A 19652-nucleotide genomic window follows, 5' to 3' on the forward strand; every position below is an offset into this window, starting at 1 on the left:
GCGTCACATCAGCATTGGTCGAATGCTGTTGTTGCTCATAGCTGTAACGCAGGTCCAGTTCGCCTACCTCACCGCCGACCGGCTGACTCCGATCAAGCTTCGGGCGGCTGCGCTTATGTCAGCGTGGCCAGCGACCAACACCAACCGGCCAGTTGACGAGCGACCGCGACGTTGGCCACGACGTGGGGCTTCTTGCGCTCATTGAACCGGCACCACTGCTGATGTAAACGGCGGTTTCCGGCGTGCCCGCGGTCCTTGAGCGCTGGGTCGACCTTGGCCCATCGGGCCCGCATCGTCGGACCGGGGGTGCGGTAGCCGGCGCGGTGGTGCCAGGCCGATTCGATCAGCAGTCTGCGGACGTGGGCGTTGCCAGCCTTGGTGATCGAACCCTGGACCCGTGAAGTCCCCGAGGAGTACTCGGTGGGCACCAGACCGACGTAGGCGCCGATCGAGGCACCGGTGAATCGGGTCCAGTCCCCGATTTCTACGGCTAAGGCCAGACCAGTCAACGCCGAGATCCCGCGTAGGCAGCCCAGCCGGTTGACCGGATCGGCCCAGCGCGGTGAGGCCGCGACCATGACGATCTGCTCGTCGAGACGGTTCCTGGCCGCGGTAGCGGTGAGCACCGCGTCAAAGTGATGATCAAACGCCGCCGCGGTGTGGACATCGTCGAATCGTTGGCGCCTAAGCCACGTTTCGTGCACTCCGGTCCAGGCCTGACCACCTGAGTAGACCCGGCCTTGGCGCAGCAACAGCTTCGACAACCGGTGCCGAACACGCATCAGATCCGCACGGGCGTCCTCGCGAGCACGAACCAAATCTCGCACCGCCTCGACCTCAACGTCGGGCACCGTAACCGCAGTGATCTCATCCAACCGCAGCAACCTGGTCAGATGCGCAGCATCACGAGCATCGGTCTTGACCCGATCCCCGGCCGGGCGGATCAGCTTCGATGGCGCGGCGACCACGCAGTCGATCTGGGCATCCGCTAGAGCTCGTGCCAGACCAAACCCCGTTGGCCCGGGGTTGCGTCCAGCAGAGTGGTGTACGAGTCGGAGCTGATCAGCGGTACCGGCGTGTCGTAGCCGAGTGAATGAAGGTCATCGCGTGATTCTTCGAGAGACCGTCCAGAGTCACTCGAGCAAAGGAATCAACGCGATGACCACTGCCCACGATATCGACCTACCGACCGTGTTGGCCGAACGACTCACCACCTGCCACCCCGACGTGCTGCGCGAGTTATTGGCCACATTCATCCATACCCTGATGGGTGCTGAAGCCGATGCTCTGTGCGGTGCCGGATACCGGGAGCGCAGCGCCGAGCGGTCCAATCAGCGAAACGGCTATCGGCAGCGCCAGTTCGACACCCGGGCAGGCACATTGGATCTGGCGATCCCCAAGCTGCGTCAGGGCTCGTACTTCCCGGACTGGCTGCTGGAACGCCGCAAACGCGCCGAGAGGGCACTGACCACGGTGGTGGCCACTTGCTATCTATTGGGCGTGTCGACGCGACGGATGGACAAACTCGTCGAGACCCTCGGTATTACGTCGCTGTCGAAGTCTCAGGTGTCGGTGATGGCCAAAGAACTCGACGCCGCGGTGGAAGCCTTCCGGACCCGACCGCTGGACGCCGGCCCGTACACGTTCATGGCTGCTGACGCCCTGGTCCTTAAAGTGCGCGAGGCTGGCCGGGTGGTCAACGTGCACGCGCTGATCGCTACCGGGGTCAACGCCGAGGGCTACCGCGAAATCCTGGGTATAGACGTCACCACCGCTGAGGACGGGGCCGGCTGGTTGACGTTCCTGCGCTCGCTGACCGCCCGCGGTCTGTGCGGGGTCGCACTGGTCACCTCGGATGCTCATGCCGGGCTCGTCAATGCGATCGGCGCCACTTTGCCAGGAGCGTCGTGGCAGCGGTGTCGCACCCATTACACGACCAATCTGATGGCCGTCACCCCGAAGAGCTCCTGGCCGTGGGTGCGCACCCTGGTGCACTCGGTGTTCGATCAGCCTGACGCTGATTCCGTTGCCGCGCAATATGATCGGGTTATTGACGCACTGGCCGACAAGATGCCCAAGGTTGCCGCGCACTTGGAGGACGCCCGCGCGGACCTGTTGGCGTTCACCGCCTTCCCCAAACAGATCTGGCGCCAGATCTGGTCGAACAATCCCCAGGAACTTATCCGGCCCTCGGGGGCGGGTCAACCCGTCGGGGTGGGATGTTCATCGATCGAGGCGCTGGAGGTGGTCGGTAAGGGCGTGGGCGACGCGGTCGTGGCGGGCGGCTTCGTCGGTCCAGCCGCGGCACTCGGCGTCGGTTCTGAGGGCCTGGACGTCGGCGAGTTGGTCGGTGAGCGTGTCGCGGAATTCGGGGGCGGTGACGTAGTTGTCGCAGGTTTCGCAGATGTTGGCATAAGGGCACGCGCCCGCGGATTCGTGGCGAGCGCAGTATCCGTGTGCAACGCGGGTTTTCAGCATTTCACTGTGCAGCCAGCCGACCTTGTCGGGCAGGATCGGTTTGCCGACCGGGGTGAGGGTGAACTGGCGGCGCATCTTGCCCATCGCTTCGTCGTAGGCCGCGCGCAGGGTGGGCGAGGCCAGGGTGGCGTAGCGGATCGTCATTTGTGGAGTGACGTGCCCGAGTAAGGACATCAAGGCCTGCAGACTCATCCCGGCGTTGGCGAGTTCGGTGGCCCAGGTGTGGCGCAACTGATGTGGAGTGACCATCAGGACGCCGCCGTCGGGACGGTGCAACCCGGCGGATTCAGCGGCGGTGAGCAGCCCGTTGCGCAGCCGGGTGTAGCCCAGGCGGCGTCCGTGCCGGGTGAACAGAAAGTCGGTGAGCACGCCGGTGCGTGGGTGCGGCAGCGGCCGGTGCGTGCCGCGGAGGGCGACCCACTCGTCGAGCGCGGCGAGGGTCGCGGCGGAGAGCGGGACCATGCGTTCGGTGGCGAGCTTGCCCAGTGGCACCTTCAGCCAGGTTCCGGCCGGTCCGTAGTCGATGATGCTGCCCAGTTCGAGGTCGAGCAGTTCCCCCGCCCGCAGGCCGGCACCACGCAGCACGGTCAGGCCGATGCGGGCGAACGGATCCTGCAGGTGGGCAACGGCGTTCATCACTGCCGCGTCCACATCGGGTGCTAGCGCGCGTGGCAACGGCTGGTCGAGTTTGGGGACGTCGGCGGCGAATACCAACCGCCGTGGTGGGGCCTGCGCCCAGCCCCAGGCGGTGATGTCGTCGAGCAGGTTGCGCAGACTGAGCACTGCCGACTGGGCCACCGCGGCCGAGACGGTGCGCCCGGCGCCCGCGGCGGCGCGCTGACCACGCCAGCCCCGGGTGCGATTCCATTTCAGGTAGCCCTCGATGCAGCTCCGGTCGAGTTCACGCAGGCTGATGACGTCGGGATGGTGAGCGGTGAGGTATTCGGCGAAGGGCAGCAGGTCGTTGATCAGCGACTCGACCGATTTGGGCCGCAGCACCGCCGCGCGCACGCCGATGTAGCGCAGCAACGTCTGACGGATCGGGTCGGGCATCTCCACCTCGGTGAAGCGCTGCTCGAGGCTACGGGCCCACCGCCGGCGTTTCGGCGCGGTGTCGATGACCGCGGTCTCGAACAACAGCTGCCGCAGGCTGGCCAGCCGCCCCCTGTATGCCCGCCGCGACGATGGCGGCACCACGGTACGTGACAGCGCGGCGTCGAAGTCGTCGAGCGCGTCGCCGGTCAGGTCGGCGACCATTCCGCCGTGGTGTGCCAGCACTACCGCCAGACATTCGCCGAGGACCGTCTCGACCCAGGAACTCCTCCAGCCCAACCGAATTCCCGCATTCCGCAACGCGGCGAATCCGCTCGGATCCCGGTCCTCCACTGCGCGGCCCAGCCCGGTCAACTGTTTGACCGCGGCCAGCTCGACGTCCAGCCGTAACCGGCCGGTGCCGATCGTGTGACAGATCAGCGGCCACGCCCCGGTGTCCCGTATCTCGGCGATCCGCTCGGCTGCCGGCAGCGTCATCCAGGCGTGCAGGTCGCGGTGGCGTGCGGTGAAGTCGCGAGCGATCCGAATCCGGTCGCGTACCGCCCGCCCGCTCAAACCCAGGGTGGCGACGTGGTCGAGATAATCCGCCACCACCTCGTCGGCGCCTACGGGTTGGCCGACCAACACCGTGGTCACTGCCGGGCTCCGGCCAACGTCGCACGAGCAGCACCGTATTCGGCGGCGAGCTGCTCGATCGACAAATGCACGTAGCGGGCCGTGGTCTCCGGCGAGACATGCCCCATCAACGCCCGCAACGCCAGCAGATCGATTCCGGCCGCCGACAATTCGGTGCCGTAGGTATGCCGTAAACGGTGCGGGCGGACTCTTGTGGCGCCAGAGGTCTCCCGGTGCCGACGGAACAGGCTGCGCAGCCCGGCCTCGCTGACCGGTGCACCGGTCGTCGGGCCGCGCAGCACTACGAAGCACTGCGGCGTCGCCAACCCCGGCGGCCGCTCCCATCGCAGGTAGGCGGCGAGCTCGGTGAAGAACGCCGCATCGACCGGGACATGACGTTCCTTGCCGCCCTTGCCGATCACCCGAAGCCGGCGCCGGCCCATATCGACGTCGGCGAGCAGCAGGCCACGCGCCTCGGCCGAACGCAGCCCTCCGAGTAGCATCACCAGCACCATCGCCCGGTCCCGGTGCGTTGCCAGTGTCGCCAGGAACGCGTCGACATCGTTGGTGGACAACGATTCCGGAAGACGCTGCGGCTGACGCACCAACCTACCGCCACTGCGTGCACGCCCGGGACCCAGATGACCGAGCAACCCCCGCTGCGACTGGCGCAGCCCCTGTCCCCGCCGCGGCGACGGCACCGGATTGTCGGTGCAGACACCGGTCATCACCAGATACTCGAATAACGCGCGCACTGCCGCGACCCGGCGGTTCACCGTCGAAGCTGCCGGCGGGGTCGACGAGCGGTGACCGCCGGTGGGCTGGTCCGTTCGGCGGACGCCTTGCCAGTCGATCCAGTCGAACACCAACGGCGCATCGACCGCGGCGAGCCCGACCGCTTGCTGGACGAGGAACCGGCTCAAATTGGCGACGTCGAATGCGTAGGCCCGCACCGTGGCCGCGCTGAACCCCCGTCCCGCCAAATGGTTGAGAAACGCGTTCACCGCGTCCTGCCCGTCCCAGTCGCCCTCCAGGACATATCCGCTGTCGCTCTTGAGTACCCGCATCGCCGCTCCGCCTTCCCCCACCGAGATGCAGACAGCATCCATCCGTGCTCAGCGCTTGTGCGTGAACCTCACGCTGCAGCCCGAACCGTGTCCCCGGAGAGCCGGTTAACGGATAGACTCAACAAAGAGATCCGCCGCCGCACCGACGTCGTCGGCATCTTTCCCGACCGCAACGCCCTCATCCGCCTGGTCGGTGCTGTCCTGGCCGAACAACACGACGAATGGGCCGAATCGCGCCGCTACCTCGGCCTAGAGCTCCTCAGCAAATCCCGCGCCGACCACACGCCATCAGCAGAACAGGAGGGCAGCCCGGCGGCACTGACCGCCTGAACTATTACCTCGAAGAATCACACGACGACGTCGTACACCACGTCCCTGGACTTGACCTGGCCCGGCCTCATAGGCCACTCGCACCGGGCCTCGCAACCGGTGCAACCAATCCAAGATCTCACCGTGATCAGGACACAACCGCGCCCGTTCGACTCGACCCGTCTGTTCATCGACGGCATGAGCAACCACCGAAAGCGCGTGCACGTCCAACCCGACACTCGTACCGTTGAAACTCACCTGAGGCCTCCTGATCTGCAACTGTGGCTCTACCCGTGCGAGTGTTCACCCGACACCGGCAACCCACGTCCGATTGCAGCCCGAGGCCTTCGGCCTCGAGTCAGCCTCCATACCGTCTAGGCACCGTCACACCGGAAACCGTGGTCGAGACCCGGCTTGCCGAGTCGACGGGGGGTCTTGCTGACGCGCTCTCGATGGCAGAAGCCGAGTGGCAACGGGTTCGGGGACGAATGATCTTCGAACAAGAGGAGCTGGACTGGGAGGTCTACCGGTTGTACGGCCTGATCGACGCCGACCTCACGTACTGGGGCTCCGCTATCGAAGGAATTGTCCTCGGGCAGCGGGCGTTTGAGATTAACCTTGCCCGACGTGTCGAAGAAGGCGCCGAGGAGACGGCGTGGTTCGAACGTCACAATTCGACTGCGGTCACGGAGCTGCCCGCATCCTGGCCCGACGACTACAAATCCCTTGTTCAGCGTCGGCTCGAACTGATCGAGTCAGACCGCAACATCCGTCTGTTGGAGCAGCCAGAGTTCAAGCGCCGCTGGGCCATCACTGATTGGTCGACTCAGCGAAAGGGGGCGCTGCAACAAGCAGTCCTCGACCGCCTTGAGGGCCCGACGCTATGGCAGGACGCGCAAGGCCCAACCACGAGGTCGGTGGCCGAGCTCGCGGATCTACTCCGTGCAGACACGGTGCTGAAGGAACTCGCTCGTGCACTCACCGGCACCGCTGAGCCAGATCTTGCTGCCTTGATTGGAGGTCTGATCTCGGATGAGGCGGTGCCATTCCTGGCCGCCTACCGTTACAAACCTGCTGGAGTTGAGAAGTACCGGGCGTGGCAGGAGGTGTGGGCTTTGCAGCGTCGCGAGGACGCCGGCGAAAAAGTCACGATCCCGGTGCCGCCCAAGTATGCCCAGGTCGACTTTCGAAAGACGACGTATTGGAAAGCGCGTGGCAAGCTCGACGTACCCAAGGAGCGGTTTATCGCGTATCCCGGCGTGACGCGCGAAGGCGACCCGACGCCTGTGCTCGGATGGGCCGGGTGGTCCCACCGAGATCAGGCGCTTGCTCTTGCCCGCGAGATTCCTGTCCAACAGGCGCTGGGTGCCGATGACGCCGCCCTGGAGCCGCTGGTGGCGGGGCTGGTGGAATTGGAACCCTGGCTCGCGCAGTGGCATTCGGAGATCGAGCCCCAATTCGGTGCAAGCCCGGCCTCGGTCATCACAGGCGTTGTTGACCAGTACCTTGCCCGCATGGAGAAGACGCGCGTGCAAGTGACGGAGTGGATGCCACCGGCCCCAACCCGAGGACGGAGGGCATCGCGATGACCGATCTGTCTTTGCCGTTGCGGGACGCCATCGACATCCCGCTCGCCGTCCACGACGACGACTTCGTCCTGCAGATCCATCGCGCGCAAGAGGCCGCCAGTCAGACACTTTCCGACTATGTGGTGACTGAGTCGATCGCGGAGTCATTCGAGAAGGGTCTGACCCTGGTCGAGGCGACACTGTCGAGCGGATCGTCAAAAGGCGCATTCATCCACGGCTCCTTCGGTTCCGGTAAGTCGCACTACATGGCCGTCATGCATCTGCTGCTTGCCGGCAACACACAGGCCAGAGCACTCCAAGGACTTCAGGCTCAAGTCGCCAAGCACGAGGGCCTGCTCAGCCGAAAACTGCTTGCGATCGACTACCACTTGATCGGAGCAGAGTCATTCGAGTCCGCACTCTTTGGTGGCTACCTCGCGACCATAAAGAAGCGGCATCCGGGCGAACCCGTGCCCGTGTTGCACCGTTCGGACGCGCTGTTCGAGAACGCCGACCAATTGCGCTCCCAGCTTGGAGACGAGCAATTCTTCTCTCGGTTCGAGGCAAGCGCCTCCGGCTCCTCTGGCTGGGGCACGTTCGCCACCACGTTGACTCCCGAGTTGTACGACGCTGCGCGGACGAAACCAGCAGGCGACGCCGACCGTCAAAGAGTTGTTGGTGACCTTGTAAGTACCTACTTCCCGGCCTTCGAAAACACGGGCACCTGGCTCGACATGACCGACGGCCTCCACGCGATGACCGAGCACGCGAAGGGTCTCGGTTACGAGGGGGTCGTGCTCTTCCTCGACGAACTTGTGCTGTGGCTGGCAAATCATCTGCGCGACACCGCGTTTATTCAGTCCGAAACATCAAAGGTCGCCAAGCTTGTCGAGACGGGAATCGGCGCACTCCCAATCCCGTTGGCGTCCTTCGTCGCTCGTCAGCGCAACCTCAAGGACTTCCTTGGCGGTGGTGCAGTCGGTGCCGAGCAGGTCGCGCTGGACGACTCCTTCCAGTGGTGGGAGGGCCGGTTCGAGAAGATCACTCTAGCTGCGGCCAACCTTCCTCAGATCGTCAACAAGCGACTTCTTGAGCCGACATCCGATGCTGGGCGGGATGCCCTGGCCGCCGCCGTGGCTCGCGTACGCGCGAACCCGGTGGCCTTCAAACACCTACTCATCGACGAAGCCGGTTCTGCCGCAGTAGATTTCGAGCAGGTTTATCCGTTCTCGCCCGCGTTGGTTGACGCTATGGTCGCCCTTTCATCGATCATGCAGCGAGAGCGCACGGCGCTAAAGATCATGAGCGAATTGCTGACGCGGGGTCGTGACGAATTGACAGTCGGTGACGTCATCCCTGTCGGTGACCTCTTCGACGTGGTCGTCCTGGGCGATGCTGAACCGCTGACCGACGACATGAAGAACCTGTTCCGAGCGGCGCGCGCTTTCTACACCCGCAAGATGCGGCCTTACCTATTAAACCGGCACAGCCTCACCGAGGAGGAAGCGAAAGGGCTGGCGCGCAACCATGCTTTCCGTCGAGACGACCGTCTCGCCAAGACTCTTTTGGTTGCTGCCATCGCCCCGGGTGCGGCCTCGTTGAAGGACCTGACTGCATCGAAGTTGGCGGCGCTTAACTTCGGCACCGTGGTATCGATGATCCCCGGCCAGGAAGCAGTCCAGGTCGTCGCTCTTGCCCGTGACTGGGCGAAGGAGTTCGGTGAAGTCACCGTCGGAACGCAGACGGCTGATCCAGTGATCACATTGCAACTGTCCGGTGTCGACTACGACTCGGTCCTCGTCCACGTCCAGAACGAGGACACCCACGAGAACCGGCGCCGCCTGTTGCGGCAGTTACTCGCGGGGCAGATCGGCGCCTCTTTGACTGGTGCGTTGGGTAGCGAGTATTCGCTGACGCACGTGTGGCGCGGTCAGAAGCGAGAAGTCGACGTCGTCTTCGGCAACGTTCGCGACACCCGAACGCTTCCTGATGCCGCTCTCATGGCGACCGACGGACGTTGGAAGTTGGTCATTGACTTCCCGTTTGATGACGCGGGCCACCCGCCGTCGGATGACGTATGGCGGCTTGTGCAGCTCAAGCAGGATGGCCGGGAGAGCGACACGATCGCTTGGCTGCCCCACTTCCTAACCGCCTCGCGCATGGATGACATCGGCAAGCTCGTCGTGCTCGACTACCTGCTGACGGGCGCGCGGTTCGACCAATATTCGACATCGCTGCCGGTCAACGACCGAGAGCCCGCGCGTAGGCAACTCGCCAACCAACGAGAGTCCCTGAGCGATCAGATCGTGCTGGCTTTGCGTCAGGCCTACGGCATTGACGCAGCCACTGACGACCATCTCGGCGAGCGTGTGCCCGAAGGCAACACTTTCGTCACCCTCGCGCCTGACTACGACCCGCAGAAACCGTCGTCCCCTTCTTTCTCCGATGCGGCCGTAGCCGTGCTGGGCGGCGGCCTTGATGCGCGATTCCCGAGGCACCCCGACGTCGATCGGGGTACTGACGAGGTCCGCAGGGCTGAGTTCAACGCCGTGCTCGACCTGGCGCGCGAGGCGATGACCAAGGGCGGTCGCATCGATACGGTTGATCGGAATACTGCTAGCAGGGTGCGGAGGGTGATCGACGCTTACGGGGTCGGCACCTTGCGCGAAGTAACGTACGTTCTGGATACGGTGCACTTCGCGTGGCATGACGACTTTACGAGGGCACTCGCCAGCGGCGACCCAATCGTCGGCACCCTTCGAGCGGCGCTTGCGCCCACCGGCATGACCGCCGATGCACAGGACCTATTGATTCTGGCGTGGGTGGCACTCACCGATAGGCAACTCCTCCGCCACGGGTCGCCAGTCGGGTCGCCCGGAATCGGCGGGTTATACAATGACATCACTCTTCGCGAGCCAGTCCTTCCGAGCCAAGAGGATTGGACCAACGCCCTTAATCGGGCCAAGGCGGTGTTCGGCATCGGAGCCGGTGAGCACCATCTCTCTAGCAGTGCAGTACAGCGCGTCGGGGACGAGTTGGCGACGACGATGCGCCACCTTGATCGTGGTGCGACCGACCTTGTCAGCGCGCTGGAAGCCCACAGTGACGTGCTCGGACTGAGCGACGTCAGTCCGCGTCTTGGCACTGGCCGTCGCGCCCGGGATCTCATCGTGGCACTGCGCGATGCCGCTGACCATGTTGACCGGATTCGGGTGCTCGCCGACTTCGACCTTCCTAATGAGCTGCAACCACTCGCGCGGTCACTCGCCACAGCGGCAGACGTTGCGGCGGCTCTTCAAGGTGCGAATTGGCAGCTCCTGAACCAACTTCCGACCTTGGGCGAGCGGGCAGCCAACGCGCTTACCGCGTTGCGGAGCGCCGCCGAAGCTGACCAGATGCATGTCGACCTGGCTCCTGCTCTTATCGCAGCAGCTCAGGAGGTCACTCGGATTCTCGTCGAGCGACGCGGCAAGGAAGACGGATTCGGCGGCGATTCCGTGGCCCAGCAGGAACGGGTGCGTCGTGAGCAAGAGGACCGACGTCGACGCGAGCAGGAAGAGGAACTCAAGCGGCGCGAGCAGGAGGCCGCCGACCGCGAGCGTCGTTTGCGCGAACAGGAGGAAGAGTTCCGCCGTCGGCAAGAGGAGGCGCAACGCGACGCTGAAACACGCGCGAGCCAGGAGCACACGGTCGAGGTAGAGGGTGTGTCGCAGCTCGAGGCCCTGCTCAAGGATCTGACCAAAGAACTCAGCCGTCCGGTCGAGGGCAAGAAGCTAAGGGTCGACTGGCGATGGTTTTGAGCGAGCGGCAGCTCCGCACCGTCAGCGTCTCTCCGGCGATGGTGCAGCAGCGAGCGGTAGACCTGGTCAAGTCGGACGCCCAGATTCTTCTGCTTCGTGCTCGCCCTGAGTGGAGCCGAGGAGACATCAAGGTCGGAGACGAAGTCGTCCGGGTCCTGCCCGCGGTATCGCAGCTTGCCGTCCTCGACATCCTTGCCACGCTGTCAACCGATGAGCGCGCCATTGTCCTAACCGACCGGCCTGAGGAGGACCTCGGGGACGCAGTACTTTCGCGCGCCTACAAGTATGGGATCGAACTTCCAGACGAGTGGCAGGCTGTGCCTCGGCTGTTCCCGGGGGCAATCGAAGTCGGCCGCGATCTCCGGCGTCTGGACTGGGCGGCAACAGCATTGCTTGATCACCAGCCGCCCGGTGGATGGCCGCGGTCGGTGGAACCTGCGTTGACCGCTCGCCATGCCATCGGCTCTCTCCTCGCTCATGTCCTCGGACTTGGTGCTGACGCTCAGCTTGACGGCGTTCTGCTCTTAACGGCTCTCGGAAGACGCAATGTGCGTGCTGCTTGGGTCGCAGTTGATGCTCAGTTGAGGCGGCATCTTATTGACTGGGCTGGGGCCGAATTAGGCGATCCGGCTGCTTCCGCCTTGCAGATCGCTCAGCGCAATGAGCATGTCACCCCCCTTGCAGTCGGCCTCGCCTTGGACGTCTTGTGGCCCGAGGATGGCACTCCGCCCACGGAGACACAGGTTTCCGCGCGGGTGCGGGTCGAGACCTTCGTCGACGGAAAGGCGGTACCCGTCGACATCGCGAAAGACGTTGCGAGACTGGCGAAAGCGGCAGTGCTGCGACTGGAAGTCGACAGCTCTCCGGAGCTCGGTGTGGCCTTACAACAAGCAGAAGCACTCCTCGGCGACCTTGGCTGGCCCGAGGGCGCCGAGCAGTCGGCTGTCCTACGTCCCGGATACCTGGCTCGCGTCCGTTCCCTCGCAGAGGCACTGACCTCCGGTGAGGAGGTCGAGAACGCCCTCGCTCGTGTGCTAGAGCACCGCGACGGAAATACCTCGCAGGCGCCGATCATGGCAGTCCGTCTGCACCGGTGGCTCGCCACCACCGAGGATGCCTCGATATCCCTCGGCGGCGATCTGCAACGGCAGATGAATGACGGTGCTTGGGTCGACGCCGCCGTAGGTGCCGTGTGGAACGGCTCGAATGATCTGGTTGTCACGGAGGCATACCAACAGCTGCTCGACAAGGTGCACGTTCGCCGGAAGCAGCGTGACCACGCTGCGGCATTGAGACTGGGCCAAGTCAACGCAGCAGGCGACCAAGGAGCGGTTGGCGTAGAGCGACTGCTGGCCCAGATCGTCGACCCGTGGCGCCGCCAAGGTGGTGCGCTCCTCGTTGTGCTGGATGGAATGAGTAGTGCAATAGCCACGGCACTCGCTTCCGAGGTCGCCCGGTTGGGTCTCGTGGAGTGGGTTCCCGCGTCAACCCACGCACGGCAGTCGGTCGTCGCGGCGTTGCCGTCGCTGACCAACATCTCTCGTACTTCACTGTTCTGCGGTGAGGTCTGCTCGGGTACGGGTGAGGACGAGAAGCGCGGGCTGGCAACAGCATTCCCCGGCGCCAAGCTCTTTCATAAGAAAGATCTGCGATCAGCAGGTGGTGCTTCGCTACCCGACGTTGTACTGGCCGCAATCCGTGATGCCGCGGTGCCTGTGGTCGGAGTGGTGATCAACGCGATCGACGACGCGACCCACAAGAACGACATGTCATCGTGGGATTGGGATTTGCGTTCGCTAGATCCGCTGCGAGCACTCCTGGAGACTGCAATCTCCGCTCGGCGGGCGATTATCTTGACGTCCGATCACGGCCACGTTGTCGAACGCAACACCGAGGCCCTCAGTGTCAGCGGTGCCGAGTCTCGTTGGCGGCCAACCTCGACCGGTGCTTCCGTCGATGGCGAAGTGCTCGTGTCTGGTCCGCGAGTGGTCGTGCCGGGCGGCGAAGCGGTGCTGCTCTGGCGCGACGATGCGCACTATGGGCCTCGACACGCGGGCTATCACGGTGGCGCCAGCCTCGCGGAGCTGACAATCCCGGTACTCGTGTTTCAAGCCGCCACCGTCGCGACGGGGGCAGCTGGCTGGGAGCAGGCCGCACCGCAGATCCCCTTGTGGTGGAACGACCCGATCGGTAGCGATTCGTCAGCCAAGACAAGGGCATTCCCCGAAGGCCTCAAGAAGCCGAAGAAGGCGGAAGCACAGGGTCAGGGCGAGGGGTTATTTGAGCTCGACGAGCTTCCGAAGCCGCCAGCAATTCCCGCCGGACTGGTCGAAGCGGTGCTCGCATCGACGACGTACGCGGAACAAAGACGGATGGCTGGCCGGCGGGCTCTCGACGACAGGACCGCAGAAGCGGTGTTGCGCGCACTCGTGGATCGTGGTGGCCGCGCGCACCAAGACACGGTGGCCGCTGCTGTCGGAATCCCAATCGCCAACGTAGGACAAGTCTTTGCGGCAGTGCGTCGGTTGTTCAACGTAGACGGATACGGCGTCATCGAACTCGACACCGATGGCGTCACGCTGCGACTCGACGAGCAGCTCCTGCGTGAGCAGTTCAACGTCGGAAGCGCGCGATGACCGAGGTTTCGGGCAGCATCAGCCCCCGTCGGCGCAAGGACATCATCGACGCGCTGCGGCGGGGCACCGTGCCACATCAGGGCCTTGACGTCCTCGCCGTCGGCTTGGCTCGCTTCGAGGATGCCATCGACGAAGAACTCCAGACTGTCTCCGGCGGAGGCGCCGTATTCAAAGCTGTCCGTGGTGAATACGGTTCCGGTAAGACTATTTTCTCCCGCTGGCTCACCGAGCGGGCCAAGCGCGCAAGGTTCGCGACCACCGAGGTGCAGATCAGCGAGACAGAGACGCCTCTGCACAAGCTGGAGACCGTGTACCGGCGCATCACCGAGAACCTTTCCACTTCGACCACCCAGTCGGGTGCGCTGCGCGACGTCATCGACGGCTGGTTCTACATCCTCGACCACGACGTCAAGGATGGAGCCGCAAAATCGGCAGGTTCAGAAGCATCACTCGACTTACTCCAACGTCGACTGTCGGATGTCTCGAAGGAGGCGCCGGCCTTCGCCGCTGTGCTGAGGCAGTACCGGTTGGCGCAGACGGCGGGTAACTCTGCCGAGGCCGATGGACTGTTGGCGTGGCTTGGTGGTCAGCCTCATGTAGCGACCTCGGTGAAGCGGGCCGCCGGTGTGCGTGGCGACCTCGACCACTACGGCGCACTTGGGTTCCTCCAGGGGCTGCTCACCGTTCTTCGCGATTCCGACTACGCGGGCCTTGTCGTCGTCTTCGATGAAGTCGAGACTTTGCAACGTATGCGAAGCGACGTCCGAGAGAAGTCGCTGAACGCTCTTCGTCAGCTCATGGACGAGATCGACGGTGGACGGTTTCCTGGGTTGTATCTGCTCCTCACTGGGACACCCGCGTTCTTCGATGGGCAGCAAGGCGTGCAGCGTCTTCCACCACTGGCCCAACGACTTCAGACCGACTTCACCACGGATGCACGCTTCGACAACCCGCGCGCAACACAGGTCCGCCTCACCGGATTTACGCCCGAGTCGCTCTTGGAGCTGGGCAGCCGCGTTCGTGACATCTACGCGACCGGAGCCAAAGACCCGGAGCGTGTGAGGACCGTCGTCGATGACGTTTACTTGCGAGACCTTGCAGCCGCGGTCGGCGGCGAGTTGGGTGGGCGAACCGGAATCGCGCCACGACTCTTCCTCAAGAAGTTGGTCTCCGACGTCCTCGACCGGGTGGACCTCTTCGAGGACTTCAACCCGCGCCGCGACTACCACCTCACAGTGAGCGCCGACGAGCTGACGCCGGCGGAGCGGGAGGTGCACGCGCGGACCAATCGTGCCCCGGCCGGCAGCGTCGACGAAATTGAGCTGGATCTCTAGCCGATGGCTTCAACAGGCTTCGACGCGGCTATCGAGTATCACATCGTTAACTCGCTGGGATGGCCTTCACTAAGACCTCTCCAGGCAGCCTCGGTTGAGCCAGTGCGGTCAGGTACGGATTGTGTTCTCGTTGCACCCACTGCTGGTGGCAAGACCGAGGCCGCTCTTTTTCCACTGCTCTCCGAGATGGTCGAAGGCAACTGGACGGGTACGACCATCCTCTATGTGACGCCACTTCGTGCGCTTCTGAACAACATTCACTCTCGTGTGACCGCCTACTGCTCCTGGCTCGGCAGGACGGCGGGGTTATGGCACGGCGACATTGGGCAGTCGGAGCGTCGACGCATGCTTGCCGACAGGCCAGACATCTTGCTGACGACCCCGGAATCCATTGAGGCCATGCTCGTCTCGCGACGAGTCGATCATGAGCGGTTCTTGGGGTCCGTTCGAGCCGTCGTGGTCGACGAGCTGCATGCGTTCGCTGGGTCTGACCGCGGTTGGCACCTACTCGCCGTGCTGGAGCGAGTGGAACGAATAGCTCGACACAAGATTCAGCGAGTGGGGCTTTCCGCGACCATTGGCAACCCAGAAGCGGTTGGCACGTGGATGCAGGGTTCGACCGAGGGGCGCAACCCGGTCACCGTGGTGCGCGAGAGGTCATCGCCGACGGTGAACCCAGAGATCACCCTCGATTACGTCGGGAGCATGGACAACGCCGCCACCGTCATTTCTCGGCTTCACCGGGGTGACAAGCGGCTGGTGTTCGCCGAATCACGCCGTTCCGCAGAGGAACTCGCCTTTCTCTTACGCGAGCGTGACGTCCAGACGTTTGTGTCTCACTCGTCGCTCTCCGTCGACGAGAGGCGGCAGAGCGAACTTGCTTTCGCCGAAGCCAAAGACACGGTCATCGTCGCGACGTCGACCCTTGAGCTTGGCATCGACATTGGCGACCTCGATCGGGTCATTCAGATCGACGCCCCGCGCACGGTTTCGTCGTTCCTGCAAAGACTGGGCCGTACTGGCAGGCGACTGGGCACGAGCCGCAACACTCTGTTTCTCGCGACCAGCCTCGACGGACTACTTGACGCCGCCGCCGTGCTACTGCTGTGGAAGCGCGGATTCGTCGAGAAAGTCGTTGCTCCACCGCATCCCCGCCACCTCGCTGCTCAACAACTTCTTGCGCTGGCGCTCCAAGAGGGATCGTTTGGCGCCTCGGACTGGTCGCGGTGGTGGGGTGACCTTCCGCTCATGGCGGATGGCGCGGAGGTGCTGGCTTACCTGCGCGAGCAAGAGTTCCTCGTTGAAGATTCAGGGTCGTTGATGATCGGTCCGCGCGCGGAGAAGGAGTTCGGCAAGCGACACTTCATGGACCTTCTCTCGACGTTTGTTGCCGACCTGGAGTTGCGCGTTGTGGCGGGCATCAAGGAGATCGGATTCGTCTCGCCGCTCGCACTCCCGGCCCGGCCGGATCGCGAGCAGCGCCCCCTCATTCTGGCGGGTCGAGGTTGGTTAGTGCAACACGTCGACTGGGAGCGCTTCACTGTATGGGTCGAGGAAATTCCAACCAAGGGTGACGTGAAGTGGCCGTCCGGTGCCGTCACGCAATCGTTCGAGTTGTGCCAAGCCAAGAGAGAGGTGCTGCTTGGGGAAGAACCTAACGTCGAGTTGTCCAAACGTGTTCCAGCAGCACTGAAGCAACTCCGTGAAGAACGCGCCACGGAAGTCGACAACAACGGCCTCGTGCTGCATCCGCCCGGTACGGGAGGTACGCGGCTGTGGACCTGGGCCGGGCTGAAGGCGAACGCAACAGTTCTCGCTGGGGTGGGCATTGATGCGAACGGCGTGGAGAACGAAAGTGTCCTCCTCCCAGAAGGCATTTCCGCAGACGACGTCAAGGCTGCGGACCTCGATGCCGTTCCGCGCGTTGACGAGGAAGCTGTCTCAGGGCTCAAGTTCTCAGTAGCGCTGCCGCCGGATCTCGCGGCCAGGACGGTTGGCGAGCGGCTAGCTGATCTACGCGGTGCTGCGGAGACTGCCCAGGCCCGCATCGTTCGGTATCGCGCATGGTGACGCGACGGCTCAGGAAGAACCATCGGACTCAAGTCCCGGAACGGCGTTCAAATGACGAGGATAGACTTCGTGCACCCCACCTATGGCGACGCATCGCCTAGTTGGCGTAGAAATCGCCTTATGATGTAGCCAACCGTACCTGGTTGTGCTTCCCTCGTGGCTGCAGCCAAATCGATCAGTGAACTCCGAAGTGGCCGTTCATCTTCCGAGAGGCTGCTATAAGTAGGGTCGAGGAAGAATGAAGCAGAGGTCGTTGACAGATAGCCGACTAGGTCGAGAAAGATCTCAAGCTGGCGAGCTGCGACACTCTTATCCACGTCTTCAGCTGGGCCGGCGACCATCGGCACGATGGCGAGGTCGTTCTCCCATAACTGCCGCTCTAGCGGATCATCGGCGAGCGTCAACACTGTGGCATTCGACGATCCGATCTCAACGTCTCCCCGTGCGGCACGCACTTCGTACATGAGCTCGTGGAAATCCTCGTCCTGTAAAGAATATCCGACAAAAAGCATGTGCCGCATCAGGAGTAGCCCTTGAACGAGCCCCAGCAGGGCCCCGTACTGCCGCGGCATGCTCAGGAAGTCCGAGCGGGTGAGGATGAGGTGATCGTGGTCGTTGACTGATCCGTGCAGCTTCAGAAGCCATCGGCCCTCGGTATTCGACGGATTGGTCGGAAGCACGGCTAGTTCACGATCGCCGGTCGTGGCGGCAGCCTCGAAGAGTTGGTCGAAGTTCGTCGTTACCGCTTCCCTACTCGGTAGGGAGGCGAGTAGCCCGTGTAGGAGTGAGTACTTTTGCGCTGTTCCGAGCTCCGAGGCAACCTTCTTCTTCAGTCCACTTACACCTTTGCCTAGCCAGCGCTCGAGGAGAGTCGCTTGGTCGCGATAGTCCTTGTCCCTCAGAAGGTTTACGATGCCCGGCTCTACTCCACTGTTGAGCGCAACTTTGCGAAGTAGGTCAGCCCATGTAGGTAAGCCCGCGCCGGCGCTCACGCCCGCGCCGATAAACAGAACGAGCTGGCTGTCAATCGCTGCTTCAGCGAGTCTTCGCGCGCATGACCGGAGATTAGGATTCGCCTGCTCGTTGAAGAGCCACGTCTCGGCGAGCGGTCTAGTTGAGATGACCTGGCGCCTAGCGCGCTGGCATGCTGCGTATTGTTTGTCCCCGAATGCCACAAGGATCATGTCGACATCGTGATTCCGCGCAATGCGGTCAAGCGCCAAGAGAAGGCCGTGAACGAGTTCTCCCTTCCTATTACGTGCACCTCCATGTCCGGACCCGATGACATTTACAGCGAGCCGGTACTTGGGCCATGCATAGATTCGGTCGTCGTCCCGTCGCCTTTGTAGCGCGGCGGTCGCCTGCTCGACGAACTCGTTAATGATTGGCGCGAAGACCGTGAAGTCGGAGTCGTCGCCCACCTGTCCCGCGTTTCCCAGCCAGATATGCGGCTCCTTCGCCGACGAGTCAAGCTGAACGACGTCGGCGTTGTTCCACGACCTGGGGATCGTCTTGCCGCGAAGCAACTTCTTCCACGACACGGTGATGTGGAAAGCCGCATCGGTCGGTATCAGGATGGCGTCGCATGCGAGCTTCGTGAGATCACCATTGATGATGAAGAGATGGCCAGTCACGGTCATCCTCCCTTCGCATGTAGCTAAACGACGTCGCTGCTAGTGAGTGGCACGCTGCCAAAGCGCCATTGACCCACCGTCTAGGCATAGCTCACTCAGTGGTCCCGAGCTTGTGCGCGGCCATCCGAAGACTCCGATAAAGCAACGTCGCATCGCCCAGCTGGTGCCGAAGCCACTTCTCGAGTCCGGCGATCGGTACAAGATTCTGCGGTGCGCGTGGCTCTTTGTATTCCACAGAGGCGAACCTGGGGAACAACACTTGCGTCATGTTCGCCGTTGCGATGACATCTTTGAGGCTGCGGTCGGCCGCAGCCTCGAGCCGCACAATGCCAGCCCACGGGCTTCCCGGCAGACACGGTAGACGCAAATACCACGAATACCTGTCCCATCCTGAAGCGATCACGAAGATAGGTGAGCGATCGGCCGTCCGCAGTTCGCTAACAACCGCGTTGAGGCCAGGCGGAAGATATTGCACGCCATGCGTCTTGACGTAACCGAGCGCTCGCGACAGGTGCGCCTTTCCGCGTAGCGGGCCGTCTACGACTAACAGGTCGTTCTCCTCCGATGGATTCGGGCCGGGCCGATTTCGCGCCTCAACCGCCACCGTCAGCTCTAAGTCAGCCAGCACGCGCTGCAACGCGTTCGTCAGCGAGGCACCGGGTGGGGCTTCTTCGTCGGAAACCGTTCGATGAAATACGTAGGGTTCGAAGCCGGCGTCGATAGTTTCTGCTGTCGCCGCTTCAGAGAAAAGACCTCGTCGAACTTCGGAGGCGATGACGTCCGCGCCAGCCGCGGATGCTCGAACGACTCCTGCCGCGTAACTCGCGCAGAGACCCGGTACAGCGCGGTTGCCCTCACCGTTAGGGGCGTCAAGATCGTCGATCCACGCGCGTGCATCTATTCTGCGTACCCCATCTACAAAGAGCACGCTTTGAGGTACGGGAGTCGCGGTGTCCGGTGCGATCGGTGCCCACCCGGAGCCGCCGACTTCCGGAGTTGCATCAACCTTCGACGAAGTCTCGGCAAGCTCCTGAATATCAATGGCCGTACCGTAACTCGGGTCCCACCCGTCAACGCTAAATCGCACG

The 19652-nt window shown here is 63.4% G+C and carries 9 protein-coding genes and 3 pseudogenes; 7 read left to right on the plus strand and 5 right to left on the minus strand.

The features are described 5' to 3' along the window. Positions 1-113 precede the first annotated feature (113 nt). Positions 114-1022: pseudogene (locus I2456_RS07170) on the minus strand (IS110 family RNA-guided transposase); the annotation flags it as partial. A gap of 136 nt (positions 1023-1158) precedes the next feature. On the opposite strand from I2456_RS07170, the pseudogene I2456_RS07175 reads away from it, so the two are divergent. Then, positions 1159-2178: pseudogene (locus I2456_RS07175) on the plus strand (IS256 family transposase); the annotation flags it as partial. Positions 2179-2223: 45 nt separating this feature from the next. On the opposite strand, the gene I2456_RS07180 reads toward I2456_RS07175, so the two are convergent. Further along, positions 2224-4167, minus strand: a complete 1944-nt coding sequence (locus I2456_RS07180) for a tyrosine-type recombinase/integrase (protein ID WP_007172497.1) — start codon at positions 4165-4167, stop codon at positions 2224-2226. Next, positions 4164-5213 (minus strand): tyrosine-type recombinase/integrase, encoded by a 1050-nt coding sequence (locus I2456_RS07185; protein WP_007172498.1) that lies wholly within the window; start codon positions 5211-5213, stop codon positions 4164-4166. The genes I2456_RS07180 and I2456_RS07185 overlap by 4 nt, the downstream gene beginning before the upstream one ends. Positions 5214-5324: 111 nt before the next feature. Here I2456_RS07185 and I2456_RS07190 point away from each other — a divergent pair. The 6 genes and pseudogenes from I2456_RS07190 to I2456_RS07215 all read left to right on the plus strand — a co-directional run. Then, a pseudogene (locus I2456_RS07190) lies at positions 5325-5543 on the plus strand (transposase); the annotation flags it as partial. A 377-nt stretch (positions 5544-5920) separates the two neighbouring features. After that, positions 5921-7111: a BREX-2 system adenine-specific DNA-methyltransferase PglX gene (pglX, locus tag I2456_RS07195; protein WP_139823016.1), complete on the plus strand. Its 1191-nt coding sequence runs from the start codon at positions 5921-5923 to the stop codon at positions 7109-7111. Then, complete coding sequence (locus I2456_RS07200; protein ID WP_139823017.1) at positions 7108-10890, plus strand: DUF6079 family protein; 3783 nt, start codon at positions 7108-7110, stop codon at positions 10888-10890. The genes pglX and I2456_RS07200 overlap by 4 nt, the downstream gene beginning before the upstream one ends. Before the next feature lie 38 nt (positions 10891-10928). Beyond that, positions 10929-13526, plus strand: a complete 2598-nt coding sequence (pglZ, locus tag I2456_RS07205) for a BREX-2 system phosphatase PglZ (RefSeq protein ID WP_241007955.1) — start codon at positions 10929-10931, stop codon at positions 13524-13526. Continuing rightward, the gene (brxD, locus tag I2456_RS07210) at positions 13523-14860 is read left to right on the plus strand and encodes a BREX system ATP-binding protein BrxD (RefSeq protein WP_085072928.1); all 1338 of its coding nucleotides are present in this window, start codon (positions 13523-13525) and stop codon (positions 14858-14860) included. Before pglZ ends, brxD begins: the two co-directional genes overlap by 4 nt. A gap of 3 nt (positions 14861-14863) precedes the next feature. Continuing rightward, a complete protein-coding gene (locus I2456_RS07215; protein WP_085072929.1) occupies positions 14864-16930 on the plus strand; it encodes a DEAD/DEAH box helicase in 2067 nt (688 codons plus the stop codon). 80 nt (positions 16931-17010) lie between these two features. On the opposite strand, the gene I2456_RS07220 is transcribed toward I2456_RS07215, so the two are convergent. Both I2456_RS07220 and I2456_RS07225 read right to left on the minus strand, forming a co-directional pair. After that, entirely contained in the window at positions 17011-18564 is a 1554-nt protein-coding gene (locus I2456_RS07220; RefSeq protein WP_085072940.1) for an SIR2 family protein, read from the minus strand. Between the two features lie 91 nt (positions 18565-18655). Then, on the minus strand, positions 18656-19651 hold the full coding sequence (locus tag I2456_RS07225) for a hypothetical protein (protein WP_085072930.1): 996 nt from the start codon (positions 19649-19651) through the stop codon (positions 18656-18658). Position 19652 lies beyond the last annotated feature (1 nt).

The sequence above is a fragment of the Mycobacterium kubicae genome (genome assembly GCF_015689175.1).
GTDB classification, from domain to species: Bacteria; Actinomycetota; Actinomycetes; order Mycobacteriales; family Mycobacteriaceae; genus Mycobacterium; species Mycobacterium kubicae.